The sequence below is a fragment of the Xanthomonas sp. NCPPB 1068 genome, assembly GCF_041479385.2.
Taxonomy (GTDB): domain Bacteria; phylum Pseudomonadota; class Gammaproteobacteria; order Xanthomonadales; family Xanthomonadaceae; genus Xanthomonas; species Xanthomonas cannabis.
This window is the reverse complement of record NZ_CM192986.1, coordinates 1,618,010-1,631,549: the sequence shown is the minus strand read 5'-3', so window position 1 is coordinate 1,631,549 and position 13,540 is coordinate 1,618,010. Positions and strand designations below refer to the sequence as shown.

Below are 13,540 nucleotides of genomic sequence, written 5' to 3'. Positions count from 1 at the left end.
GTGCCGGGTCCAACTGCGCCTGCACGCGGGCACGCGCGCCGCTGTCTTGGTCGTCGATGACCACGCCGCCGAACCTGGGATGCTGCACGTTGGCGCCGAGCGTGATCGCCGGCGCCTCGATCATGCCGTGCCGCATGCTGCGCGGCGCGCCCAATGAGGCGCTGCGCGAAACCTGCACACCTTCGGCCGCACGTTGTGCAGCAGTTCGCGCGAGATCTCGCGCAGGAAGCGCGAGGGCAGGACGTTTCGCCGTGCCGGTCAGGGATCGAGCCGGCAGTAGGCGCCCGGTGTATAGCCGAAGCTCTCGCGCATCGCGTTGCGAAACTCGGCGAACGTGAAGTCGGTCGCCACGCGCATCAACACGCCGGCATAGGCACCGCCGGTTTTGCCGTCGCTGCCGGTGCCCCACTGCACCTGCCAGGTCGCGTAGGTGTTGCCGTCGTGGGTCTGGGCCCGTTGCAGGTCCACACGCAGGCCTTTGACCAGATCCATGCCCACGATCACGCCTTCGCTGTTGGCATAGTCGGCGGGGACCTGGATCACTGTATCGTCGTTGACCTTCGTGCGGCCGATGCCGACATAGTTGGCGATCTTCGCCGTCAGGTAGTCGTCGAGCACATGCTTGCGGATCTTGCTGCTGGCACTGCCGAACGTGCCGGTGCCGTTGTTGGTGTAGGTGGTCATGGAGACAGTCCTCTTGTGTCGGGTGGATGCGCGGATGGGCGGCGGTGCCGGGCCGGTCAGAGTCGGTGCAGGCGTTCGATGAACCCGGCGCGGTCCTCGATGCACTGTTCGGCCGCGATCAGCGGCCTGTCCTGCCAGGTCGCCCTGCCCACGCGCGCGAGGGTTGCCTCGGCATCGCGGATATCGCAGGCAGTCATCACTCCCTCGCTCACGGTCAACCGTGCATAGCGGATCAGCACCCGGTCGTGTGCGGTGTAGACCACCTGGCTGGACGCGGCCGCGGCCAACTGGGCCAGCACGGTCTCGGGCTGCTCAACCAACGCAGGCAACCGGCCCGATGTCAGCGATTCGATGCGACTGCTGTTGCAGATGCCCGACCAGCCGGCGAACACGCCGTGCTCGGTGAGCAGCGGGACCAGCTGCGGCAGCGAGGCCAGCGAAAAACAGGTATCAACGATCAGCGCCGGCGTGCGGATGCCGATGGCGACCATATCCGCGATGAAGCGCTGGAACACGGCGGCATCGCTGCAGCCGTTGAACTGGGTCGGAGCGCCGTGGTTGTCCACATTGCCGTGGCCGCCGCCGATCCACACCGTGTCGTACTGCAACTGCGGCGTGTCCTGCGCGGTGCGCGGCAAGGCTGCGACGATCGCATCGCGACCGGGCAGCGTGTCGGCCGGGTGCTGGATCACATGTACGCCCTTGGGGATGGATTTGAGATGCGGCGGGCGGAACGCGAGAATGGGCATGGGTAAGTTCCTGTCATGGAAGGACGATGCCCCGGCGGCGTAATGCAAACGCGCCGATACGACATCGGTGTCCAGCATCGGTTGCGTCGACAGTGCAGCCCATCGGCAAACCCCTGACATTGGCCTGCCAGGCGGAGGATGTTGGCGCTGCACGTCCGTGCTGGCGCCATGCGCGAGTCAGCCGTGCGGTGGTCCTCGACGACGTGCACGCGCGAAGCGCTGCGTCAGGCGCACTGCATCACTTCCGCCCGATGTCGATCGGCCAACCTGCCCAACGGACGCAGACCGGCACAGCCATGCGCAGGCGAGCGGCGAAACAGGGCCTGCGGCTAACGCTCGGGCGGTTATGCTGCCGACTGGTTTCTGCTGGTCCTCTGACATGCCGCACCATTACCTTCCATCTGCGCAAACATCCGCGCACTGCCTGCTTGCTTTGGGCTTGCCCACAACGCTGCCAATGCCACAGCACCCTGCGTGCGATGACGCTGCTGCGTCCTGCATCGCGGGCACACGCCTGCCGTCTGCATGCCCGGCGCCGTGGAGCGTGCCGACACTGCCCGACTGCTCAACGTCAATGCGTCGGAGCGCGGCATGATGCTCGCCGGCATCCACCATGTGGCCATCATCGCTGGCGACTACGCGCGCTCCAAACAGTTCTACTGCGGGATCCTGGGCCTGCGCGTGCTCGACGAGCATTACCGGCAGGCGCGCGATTCGTGGAAGCTGGATCTGGCGCTGCCCGATGGCGGGCAGATCGAGCTGTTCTCGTTCCCCGCTGCCCCGGCACGCCCCAGCCGCCCGGAAGCACAAGGGCTGCGCCACCTGGCGTTTCGCGTCGTAGATCTGGACAGCGCGGTCGCGCATCTCAACGCGCACGGTGTGGCCACCGAGGACATCCGCATCGACGAATACACCGGCCGCCGCTTCACCTTCTTCGCCGACCCGGATGCGTTGCCGCTGGAGTTGTACGAGGTCGGTTAGAACCTGCGGACCTCGCAGCCCGGTTGCAGGGTAAGGTCACATCCACTGCATCTGCGCGTCAATGTGGCATGACTTCCGGCGCATGCGGCCATGCGGCAACGCCGTGAAGATCCTCAGTACCCAGGGCAAAGGAACCGTCCATGCTGCAGATCCGCGCGTTGTCCAAGACCTACGCCAATGGCGTGCATGCGCTGCAAGGTGTCACGCTCGACATTCCCCGCGGCATGTTCGGGCTGCTCGGCCCCAACGGCGCCGGCAAGTCCTCGCTGATGCGCACGCTCGCCACCCTGCAGGAGCCGGATTCGGGCAGCGTGACGCTGACCGGCGCCGACGGCAGCAGTATCGACGTACTCAAGCAAAAAGACCTGTTGCGGCGCCGGCTGGGCTATCTGCCGCAGGATTTCGGTGTGTATCCGAAGGTCAGCGCGCTGGACCTGCTCGATCATTTCGCGGTGCTGAAAGGGCTGACCAACCGTGCACAGCGTAAGGAGGTGGTCGAGCGCCTGTTGCAGCAGGTCAACCTGTGGGATGCGCGCAAGCGCAAGCTAGGCACCTACTCTGGCGGCATGCGCCAGCGCTTCGGTATTGCGCAGGCGCTGTTGGGCAACCCGCAGCTGGTCATCGTCGACGAGCCCACCGCGGGGCTGGATCCGGAAGAGCGCAACCGCTTTTTGAATCTGCTGGCCGAAATCGGCGAGAACGTGGTGGTGATCCTGTCCACCCACATCGTCGAAGACGTCACCGACCTGTGCCCGACGATGGCCATCATGAACAAGGGCCAGGTGTTGCTGACAGGACGGCCGTCCGACGCCATCGACATGCTCAAGCAACAGGTCTGGCGCAAGCAGGTCAGCAAGAGCACCCTGCCCGACTACGAAGCGCGCTTCACCGTGTTGTCCACGCGCCTGATCGCCGGCCATCCGGTCATCCACGTGTTCAGTGCGGACTGCCCGGAACCGGGTTTCGAACCGGTCGCTCCCGATCTTGAGGATGTCTATTTCCAGCGCCTGCGCAAGCACGCGTTGGCTGCCTGACGGAGCGCGGCCATGATCCTGGCGTTCCTGCGCTTCGAACTGCGCGAACAACTGCGCTCGCCCTTCCTGTGGCTGCTGGCCGCGCTGTACGCGTTGCTGGCCTTTGCCGCGCTGGCCAGCGATGCGGTGCAGATCGGTGGCGGCATCGGCAATGTGCTGCGCAACGCGCCGACCGTGATCGCCAGCGTGCTGGCGATTTTCAGCCTGCTCGGCCTGCTGGTGGCTGCGCTGTTCGTCAGCAATGCGTTGTTGCGTGATTTCGAGCTGGGCACCGCAGAGCTGGTGTTTTCCACCCCGGTGCGTCGCCGCGATTACCTGTGCGGCCGCATCGGCGCGGCGCTGATCGCCGGCACGGTGATGTATCTGGTGATCGCGCTGGGCATGTTCGTAGCGCAATTCATGCCCTGGATCGACCCGGTGCGGCTGGGGCCGGTCGCGCTACTGCCGTACCTGTGGTCGCTGCTGGTGCTGGTGCTGCCCAACCTGCTGTTCACCACCGCGCTGCTGTCGCTGCTGGCGGTCACCACGCGCAGCATCCTGTGGGTCTACATCGGCGTCATCGTGGTTTTCGTGTTGTATGGCGTGAGCCGTGCACTGCTGGCCGATCTGGACAACGTCTGGGTTGCCACCCTGTCCGACCCACTCGGCATCCGCGCACTATCGCAAACGCTGCGCTACTGGTCGGCCGAACAACGCAACCTGCAGTTGCCTCCGTTGGCCGGCTACCTGCTCGCAAATCGCGCGCTGTGGCTGGGCATGAGCGCGCTGCTGTTCGCTGCGACCTTCGCACTGTTCCGCACCGAACGTAGCGACACGCGTGGTCGCCGCGGCACGACGCCTGCGGCATCTTCCAGCGCGCAAAGAGCCGGCGTGCGTGCCATCACCACCACCGGCCTCACCGTGACGCCCGCCTTCGCGGCCACCACCGCCTTCCGGCAGCTGCTGCGCCAGATCCGTTTCGATACGCTCGGCGTGCTGCGCAGCGCACCGTTCGTGGTGCTGCTCATGATGGGCCTGGCCAACTTCATCCCGACCGCGTTGTTCAATGCGCGCCTTTACGGCACCGCCGTGTTGCCGGTCACCTCGTTGATGCTGCAAGCACTGCAGAACAGCTACAGCTTTCTGCTGATCATCGTGGTGCTGTTCTATGCCGGCGAACTGGTGTGGAAGGAACGCGGCAACCGCATCGACGGCATCACCGATGCCATGCCTGTGCCGGATTGGGTTCCGCTGCTCGGCAAGTTCGTCGCCTTGCTGGCCGTGATCGCCAGCTTCCAGTTCGCTGGCGCGTTGACCTCGATCGTGCTGCAACTCGGCCGTGGCTACACCACGATCGAGCCATTGCTGTATCTCAAGACCCTGGCGCTGGGCTCGGTGCTGTATGTCCTGATGGGTGGCATGGCCTTGGTGCTACAGGTGTTGAGCAACAACAAGTTCGTCGGTTACGCCTCATTGATGCTGGTGTTGATCGGGCAATCGGTATTGTCGCTGCTCGACTACACGCAGAACCTGTACAACTTCGGAAGCTGGCCCAACGCACCGTATTCGGACATGAACGGCTTCGGCCACTTCCTGCCCGGGCAGCTGTGGTTCCAGGCGTATTGGGGCGTGTTCCTGCTGGCCTTGTTGCTGCTGTCCTCGGCGTTCTGGCCGCGTGGCATCGGCCATGGCCTGCGCCAACGTGCGTGCGTGGCGCTGCGGCGCCTGCGCGGCCCCACCGGCGCGGCACTGGCGATGAGCCTGCTCGGCTTTGCAGCAATCGGCGGCTGGCTGTACTGGAACACCAACGTCTACAACAGCTTCCTGTCGCCGGAACAAGAGCTGGACCTGCAAGCACGTTACGAGCGCGAATACCGTAAGTACAAGGACCTGCCGCAGCCGCGCATCATCGCCGTGGACAACCACATCGACCTGCATCCGGAAACGCAGTCGGCCGTGATCGATGCCACCTGGACGGTGCGCAATACCCACAGCGTACCGATCAGCGAGGTGCACGTCGGCATGCAGGGCCGCAGCGGCGACCGTAGCCTGGTGACAGTGGACCTGGGCGGGCAGACGCTGATCACACATGACATTCCGGCCGGCTACCGCATCTATCGATTGCAGCACCCGCTGCAACCTGGCGAGGAGCGCATGTTCCGCTTCCGCGTGGACCAGCACCCGCATGGCCTTACCGCCGCGCAGGCACAGACCGATCTGGTCGCCAACGGCACTTTCTTCAACAGCAGGTCGTTGCCCTGGTTCGGCTACAACACGCAAACCGAGATCACCGACCGCAACGACCGCCGCAAGCGTGGCCTGGGCGAACCGACGCGCATGCCCAAGCTGGAAGACCAGGCTGCCCGCGCCAACACGTATGTCAGCAACGATGCCGACTGGCTGCAGTTCGCCAGCACCATCTGCACTGCCCCGGATCAGATCGCACTGGCGCCAGGCTATCTGCAGAAGGAGTTCCAGCAGGCTGGCAGGCGTTGCTTCCGCTACGTGATGGATCGCCCGATGCTCAACTTCTATGCGTACCTGTCGGCGCGCTGGCAGGTGCGCAAGGCCTACTACAAGAAGATTCCGATCGAGATCTATTACGACCCCAAGCACCCATACAACGTGCAACGCATGATCGAAGGCGTGCAGAAGTCGCTGGCCTATTACGAAGCCAATTTCACCCCTTACCAGCACCATCAGGTGCGCATCATCGAGTTCCCGGGTTATGCGGGGTTTGCGCAGTCGTTCGCCAACACCATTCCTTATTCCGAATCGATCGGTTTCATCGCCGACCTGCGCGACAAGAACGACATCGACTACGTGTTCTACGTCACCGCGCATGAAGTGGCGCACCAATGGTGGGCGCATCAGGTGATCGGTGCGAATGTGCAAGGCGCCACGATGCTGTCCGAATCACTGGCGCAGTACTCGGCGCTGATGGTAATGGAGCGCGAATACGGCCGCGCGCACATGCGCCGCTTCCTCAAGTACGAGCTGGACCGTTACCTGGAAGGACGCAGCGGCGAAACGATCGATGAGCTGCCGTTGTATCGGGTGGAAAACCAGCAGTACATCCACTACCGCAAGGGTTCGCTGGTGTTCTATCGCCTGCGTGAGGAAATCGGCGAGCAGGCGCTCAATCGCGCATTGCAGCGTTTTTTGCAGGCCAAGGCATTTCAGCAGCCGCCTTACACCACCTCCGCCGAGCTGCTGCAGGCCATTCGTGCCGAGGCACGCCCCGATCAGCAGGCAATGATCACCGACCTGTTCGAAAGGATCACCTTCTACGACAACCGCGTGGTGAGCGCGCAGGCCCGCAAGCGCCCGGATGGACGCTTCGATGTGACCGTGCAGGCGCAGGCGGCCAAGATGCAGGCAGATGGCCGCGGCAAGGAACATGCGGTGCCGATGGACGACTGGATCGAAGTGGCGATCTACGGCCTGCCCTCTGGCAAGAACGCCACGGCGCCACTGCTGGCGCTGCAACGCCAGCACATCACCAGCGCAACGCCCAGCTTCACCTTGACCGTCGACGCCCTGCCCATCGAAGCCGGGTTCGACCCCGACAACAAGCTGATCGACCGGGTACCGGACGACAATCGCAAACGGATCAGTCTGCTGGCCCACTGACCTGCCGGGTGCAGCAGGCCGTGATGGCCGCAGCAACGTGGCGTGGCTGCGGCATCCGCCGTAGTCGCGCGCGCGTGGTTCGGAAGGCCGGGGCTGTGCTCACCCTGCAGCGGCCGCGCATGAACGCATCTTCCAGGGCGTCTTTCCCGCACCATACTCCACGGTATACATTCGCAATCAGGCCGCCGACGGCGGCCCTAGCAATCCCTGGGAGGGGACATATGCGCAAGACCTTCAAGACCCTGCTGGTGGCCCTGCCGCTGGCCGCCGCCTCGCTGCTGGCCCAGGCCTCCGACTCGCCGGTCGGTCGCTGGAAGACCATCGACGATGAAACCGGCAAGCCCAAGTCGGTGGTGCAGATCGAACAGGCCGCCAACGGCACCCTCAGCGGCAAAGTCGTCGAGATCCTGCAGTCGGCCAAGGGCCCGAACCCGCTTTGCGACAAGTGCGAGGGCGAGCGCAAGGGCAAGCCGATCAAGGGCATGACCATCCTGTGGGGCCTCAAGGCCGACGGCACCGCCGTGTGGGACGGCGGCTCGGTGCTCGATCCGGCCAAGGGCAAGACCTACAAGGCCAAGATCACCCTGACCGAAGGCGGCAAGAAGCTGCAGATGCGCGGCTATGTGGGCATCGAAGCGCTGGGCCGCACGCAGACCTGGGTGCGTGAGTAGCCAGCACATGCGATGGCCAATGGTGGCGTGCAATGCGCCACCATCCCGTTTGCGCTGTAGACGAGCACTAAGCGACGGCCTCCCATTATCCGACGGAGGTTAAGCGCCACATAACCGCCCCCGTTTCGTTATCTGTACAGCACGGAGACCGACCTTCCTGGTCAGCTGCGCGAACCCTCTTGCGGTATACGACTCGCGAGAGTTGCACTCTGGGCGTCACAATCGCTTCCGCCTGCAACTGACGACTTCATCTTCAACGTGCGCCAGCAAGTATGCCTGGCAGGGTTCGGCGGCGATAACGAAGTTGATGCGCCAAATACGTAGCAAATGCGGATGGACGCGTTGCAAAAGCGAGCACAACCGTGCATGAATTAACAAGGGGTAAACATATCCCGGGAATTCATCCGTCGGTCATGCCTTTGCGACATGACCGCTGCCCGCTAGAGGAGAGAGCCATTCCATGAGTAATCGCACACGTTGGCCACGCGCCAGCTCGCTGAGTCTCGCCCTGATGTCTGCACTGGTAGCCGCCACCACCGCACAGGCGCAGACGGGTGAAGCACTTACAACGCCTGCATCCGACCAGGCCAGTGCCGGCGGAGAGGCGAAGCAGCTCGATAGTGTCATGGTGACCGGCTCACGCATCGCCCGTGTCGGGTTCGATTCGTTGGAGCCAGCCAACGTTGTTGGCCGCGAATACATCCAGGGCTTCGGCTTTACCAATGTGGCCGATGCGATGTTCATCCAACCCAGCTTCAGTGCGGGTGCGTCCTCGCAGGGCGACCAATCCGGCTATGGTGCGGGCGTCAACTTTCTTGGCCGTTTCGGTCTGGGCTCGAATCGTCAACTAACCCTGATCAACGGCCGTCGCTTCGTTTCCTCCAATCCCCCAACCGTCTTCGGCCCCGATGGCGGAGGCACCCAGGTGGATCTCAATGTTGTCCCGACCATCCTGATCGATCAGGTCGAGACCATCGGCGTGGGCGGCGCTCCGACCTATGGCTCAGATGCAATCTCCGGCGTCAGCAACATCATCCTGAGGAAGAACTACCAGGGTGCGGAGGTGCGCATGGGCTATGGCCTCACTGATCGCGGCGACAACGAGCGCTTCAACTATTCGGCGCTGCTCGGCAGCAATTTTGCCGAGGGCCGCGGGAACGTGACCATCGCATTGGACGCAGACAACAGCCAGGGCGTCCTCAGCACGGCACGCAGATTCCTTCGCCAGAGCTACTCGTCCCGTCCCAACCCTTCGGCCAGCGCGATCGCGGCATTTCAGCCGGGCCGGACGCCTGGCAACGACGGCCGGGTAAACCCGCAAACCGGGTTCAATACGGGTGCAAACGACGGCATCCCCGGGCGTGTCCTGATCCGCAATCGCCGCATCAGCGACATGACCTGGGGTGGCTTGTTGTTTCCCGCCGACGGGAACACGGTGCGCGACGCCAGCGGGCAGCTGCGTGGATTCGGCAGCAACGAAGACCAGTTCGTGCAGTTCGATCGCAATGGCAACCTGGTGAGCTACAACCCCGGCACCAATTTTGGGGTCAGCGATGCCTCCGGCGGTGACGGCGTCGATCTGACCGAAACATCCCAGATCATCTCCGACCTGGATCGGAAGTCGGTGTTTGCTCTCGGCAATTACGACTTCAACGAGCACGTCTCCGGCTTCTTCGAAGCTTCGTTCTACAGCTCGACTGCACGCGAGCTGGTCGATCAGAACGTGTACAACGCCGCCGGCTTCGGCGTGGGCGCGGTTGATGGCAGCGGCGACCAGAGCGGCACCTTGAACTTCAACATCAACAACCCGTTCCTGACCGAACAAAACCGGCAGGTGCTGCGCAACCTAGGTGCAGAAGACTTTGTACTGTCACGCTCATCGCGCGACCTGGCCCTGAACAACTCGGGCACCGACACCAACCTGTGGCGCGCGGTCTTCGGCCTGCAAGGTGCGTTCGATGCGGCTGGTCGTAACTTCACCTGGGAGGCCAGCGTCAATCACGGCGAAGGCAACTTTGATTATTACGGCACCGGACTGATCCAGCAGAACTTCATCAATGCGCTCAACGTCACCCGTAACGGTGCAGGCCAGATCGTCTGCGACAGTACGGCTGCCGGGACGACCGCCGACCCGGGGTGCGTTCCGTTGAACATCTTCGGCGAAGGTGTCGCCTCTCCGGCTGCGCGCGGTTACGTCACAACGCCGACGCATACAGAAGCGCAGATGAAGCAGACGGTGTTCAACGCCAATATCACCGGCGCGCTACTGGACCTGCCAGGCGGCGAACTGCGATTCAATGCCGGCTACGAGCGCCGCAAGGAACAGGGCAGCTTCACGCCCAGCGAGTTCGAGCGTCTGGGTCAGGGGCGTTCGGTTCCGATCGAGCCGGCCTCCGGCGAGTACACAACCAACGAATATTTCGGCGAGATTCTTGCGCCATTGGTCAACCCGGACGCCAATATTCCTGGCCTGCACCGACTGGATGTGACCGGCAAGATCCGCCGGGTTGAAAATACCGTCAACGGCTGGTTCAGCGCCTACACCTACGGGCTGCAATACGAGCCCGTTGCGGGCGTACAGCTGCGCGGCAACAAGACCCGCTCGTTCCGCGCTCCGTCCATTGCCGAGCTCTACACCAGCCAACAGCCTGCGTACTACTTCATTCCCGAGCCTTGCAGCGCAGCGCAGATCGGCAGCGGCCCCCGGCCGGACGTGCGTGCACGCAATTGCCAGGCATTCTTCGACTATTACAGCAACGTCGATCCGGCATCGTTTGAGGAGGCGCCTAGCAGCCAGCTTGGATCGGTCAGTGGCAATACGCGCCTGCAGAACGAGCAGGCCGAGTCGTGGACGGCCGGCATCGTGCTGCAGCCGGAATGGATCAAGGGTCTGCGCATCGCAGCGGACTGGTACGACATCCAGATCACCAATTCGATCACCACGCTGACGGAAGCCGACATTGCCTCAGGCTGCTTCGATAGCGACACCTTCAACGTCAACGACGTGCCCAATGCCAACAGCTTCTGCAGCCTGATCACGCGCAACCCGCAAACCGGTGTGGCCAACAGTATCCGCACCAGCTATACCAACGGCCCGTACACCAACTTCCGCGGTTGGACTGCCGAGGTCAATTATCGGTTTGATCTGGCCGACATGAACTGGGGCAGCGGCGTGGTGGATCTGGGCTTTTATGGCTATTTCCCCAAGACCCTGGAAAGCGCGCCGGCACAGGATGTTCCGCCCGACGAAGCCGTCGGCGAGATCAACACCTCGAAGCGGCAATTCCAGTGGAATGCGCGCTACATGAGCACGCACTGGAACCTTGGCCTGAGCGCCAACTACACCAGCGGCGCGGTGTATGACCTCAACAACACGGTCGAGACACGCGACTTTGCAGGCATTCCCAGCTTTACATCCTATGACGCGAACGTGGGCTATGCGCTCGACAGTCACACCAGCGTCAATCTGGCCGCATTGAATGTGACCGACAAGCTGGCGGCGTTTCCGTGGGTCTATGACGGGCTGGGCCGTCGCTACATGCTGACCCTGAATCACCGGTTCTGAGGGCTGCCGGCGACCGGGCCAGGTAAGGGTCCGGTCGCCGGCACTGCAGCCGTGCCCCGGGACGTTGGCAGGCAGCTGGCATAGCCGTGCGATAATCGCGTGTCCCCCGCATTACGCCTGCCATGACCCGCACCGCACTTGTCACCACTGCCCTGCCGTATGCCAACGGCCCGCTGCATCTTGGCCATCTGGTCGGCTATATCCAGGCCGATATCTGGGTGCGCGCGCGCCGCCTGCGCGGCGACAAGACCTGGTTCGTCTGCGCCGACGACACCCATGGCACGCCGATCATGCTGGCCGCCGAGAAGGCCGGGGTGACTCCGGAAGCCTTCATCGCCAACGTCCAGGCCAGCCATGAGCGCGATTTCGCCGCGTTCGGGGTGACCTTCGACCATTACGATTCGACCAATTCGCCGGTCAATCGCGAGCTGACCGAGGCCTTCTACGCCCGGCTCGAGGCCGCCGGCCATATCAGCCGGCGCTCGGTGGCGCAGTTCTACGACCCGGCCAAGGGCATGTTCCTGCCGGACCGCTACATCAAGGGCATCTGCCCCAATTGCGGCAGCGCCGACCAGTACGGCGACAACTGCGAAGTCTGCGGCGCCACCTATGCGCCAACCGAGCTGAAAGAGCCCAAGTCGGTGATCTCCGGCGCCACGCCGGAACTGCGCGATTCGGAGCATTTCTTCTTCGAAGTGGGCCATTTTGACGGCTTCCTGCGGGACTGGCTGGCCGGCGACGTGGCACTGCCCGGCGTCAAGGCCAAGCTCAAGGAATGGCTGGACACCGAAGGCGGCCTGCGCGCCTGGGACATCTCGCGCGATGCGCCGTATTTCGGCTTCCAGATCCCCGGCCAGCCGGGCAAGTATTTCTACGTGTGGCTGGATGCGCCGATCGGGTATCTGTGCAGCTTCAAGACGCTGTGCGCGCAGATGGGCGAAGACTTCGAATCGCATCTGGTGGCCGGCACGCAGACCGAGCTGCATCACTTCATCGGCAAGGACATCGTCAATTTCCACGGCCTGTTCTGGCCGGCGGTGCTGCACGGCACCGGCCACCGCGCGCCCACGCGCCTGCACGTCAACGGCTATCTCACCGTGGACGGCGCCAAGATGTCCAAGTCGCGCGGCACCTTCGTGATGGCGCGGACGTTCCTGGATGTCGGCCTGGAGCCGGAAGCGCTGCGTTATTACTTCGCGGCCAAATCCTCCGGCGGTGTGGACGACCTGGATCTCAACCTTGGCGATTTCATCGCACGGGTGAACGCGGACCTGGTCGGCAAGTTCGTCAACCTGGCCAGCCGCTGCGCCGGCTTCATCGGCAAGCGCTTCGACGGCAAGCTGGCCGAGGCGCTGCCCGATGCCGCGCAATACGAACGCTTCGTCGCGGCGTTGGCACCGATTCGCGAGGCCTACGAACGCAACGATGCGGCCAGCGCAATCCGCCAGACCATGGCGTTGGCCGACGAGGCCAACAAGTACATCGACGACACCAAGCCGTGGGTCATTGCCAAGCAGGACGGCGCCGATGCGCAGTTGCAGTCGGTGTGCACGCAGGGCCTGAACCTGTTCCGCATCCTGGTGGCCGCGCTCAAGCCGATCCTGCCGCGCACCTGCGCCGAAGCCGAAGCGTTTCTGTCTGCGCCGATGACCAGCTGGGAAGACGTCGAGCGCCCGCTGACGACGCATACGATCCAGCCCTACACCGCCCTGTTCACCCGTATCGACCCCAAACTGATCGACGCCATGACCGACGCTTCCAAAGACACCCTCGCCGCCCCTGCTGTACCCGCTGCAACCGCCAAGCCGGTATCAACCAAGGCCGACGCAAAGCCCGCCGCTGCGGCGAATCCCGAATCCCCAATCTCCAATCCCGGCCTCATCGGCATCGAAGATTTCGCCAAGCTCGACCTGCGCATCGGCAAGGTGCTGGTCTGCGAATTCGTGGAAGGCTCGGACAAGCTGCTGCGCTTCGAACTGGATGCCGGCGAGCTGGGCAAGCGCCAGATCTTCTCGGGCATCCGCGGCAGCTACGGCGAACCGGAAACGCTGGTCGGCCGCAGCGTGGTGTTCATCGCCAACCTGGCCCCGCGCAAGATGCGCTTCGGCATCAGCGAAGGCATGATCCTGTCGGCCGGCTTCGACGGCGGCGCACTGGCGCTGCTGGATGCCGATGATGGCGCGCAGCCGGGTATGCCGGTGCGGTGAAGCGGGATTGGGGATTGGAGATTGGGGATTCGTAGAA

8 protein-coding genes and 1 pseudogene are annotated in these 13,540 nt (G+C 63.6%); 6 read left to right on the top strand and 3 right to left on the bottom strand.

Features of this window, described 5'->3' with window-relative positions:
- Nucleotides 1–7: 7 nt before the first annotated feature.
- From uvrD to ACCQ12_RS07010, 3 genes and pseudogenes are all read right to left on the bottom strand, one after another.
- Nucleotides 8–240: pseudogene (gene uvrD / locus ACCQ12_RS07020) on the bottom strand (DNA helicase II); the annotation flags it as partial.
- An 18-nt stretch (nt 241–258) separates the two neighbouring features.
- Entirely contained in the window at nt 259–684 is a 426-nt protein-coding gene (locus tag ACCQ12_RS07015; protein WP_184386921.1) for a hypothetical protein, read from the bottom strand.
- A gap of 56 nt (nt 685–740) precedes the next feature.
- Nucleotides 741–1,433 carry a hypothetical protein gene (locus tag ACCQ12_RS07010; protein WP_372383572.1) on the bottom strand — a complete coding sequence of 231 codons (693 nt, stop codon included), beginning with the start codon at nt 1,431–1,433 and terminating at the stop codon, nt 741–743.
- A 591-nt stretch (nt 1,434–2,024) separates the two neighbouring features.
- Between ACCQ12_RS07010 and gloA2 the strand changes: the two genes are divergently transcribed.
- The 6 genes from gloA2 (at nt 2,025) to metG (ending at nt 13,503) form a co-directional block, all read left to right on the top strand.
- Nucleotides 2,025–2,414, top strand: a complete 390-nt coding sequence (gene gloA2, locus ACCQ12_RS07005) for an SMU1112c/YaeR family gloxylase I-like metalloprotein (RefSeq protein ID WP_047693747.1) — start codon at nt 2,025–2,027, stop codon at nt 2,412–2,414.
- 140 nt (nt 2,415–2,554) lie between these two features.
- Nucleotides 2,555–3,448, top strand: a complete 894-nt coding sequence (locus ACCQ12_RS07000; RefSeq protein ID WP_372383249.1) for an ABC transporter ATP-binding protein — start codon at nt 2,555–2,557, stop codon at nt 3,446–3,448.
- A gap of 12 nt (nt 3,449–3,460) precedes the next feature.
- Complete coding sequence (locus ACCQ12_RS06995; RefSeq protein ID WP_372383248.1) at nt 3,461–7,060, top strand: ABC transporter permease/M1 family aminopeptidase; 3,600 nt, start codon at nt 3,461–3,463, stop codon at nt 7,058–7,060.
- A gap of 221 nt (nt 7,061–7,281) precedes the next feature.
- Nucleotides 7,282–7,731, top strand: coding sequence for a DUF2147 domain-containing protein (locus ACCQ12_RS06990; RefSeq protein ID WP_047693663.1), 450 nt, complete (start codon nt 7,282–7,284; stop codon nt 7,729–7,731).
- Between the two features lie 460 nt (nt 7,732–8,191).
- Complete coding sequence (locus ACCQ12_RS06985) at nt 8,192–11,296, top strand: TonB-dependent receptor domain-containing protein (RefSeq protein WP_372383247.1); 3,105 nt, start codon at nt 8,192–8,194, stop codon at nt 11,294–11,296.
- 122 nt (nt 11,297–11,418) lie between these two features.
- The gene (gene metG, locus ACCQ12_RS06980) at nt 11,419–13,503 is read left to right on the top strand and encodes a methionine--tRNA ligase (protein ID WP_372383246.1); all 2,085 of its coding nucleotides are present in this window, start codon (nt 11,419–11,421) and stop codon (nt 13,501–13,503) included.
- The last annotated feature ends 37 nt before the right edge of the window (nt 13,504–13,540 follow it).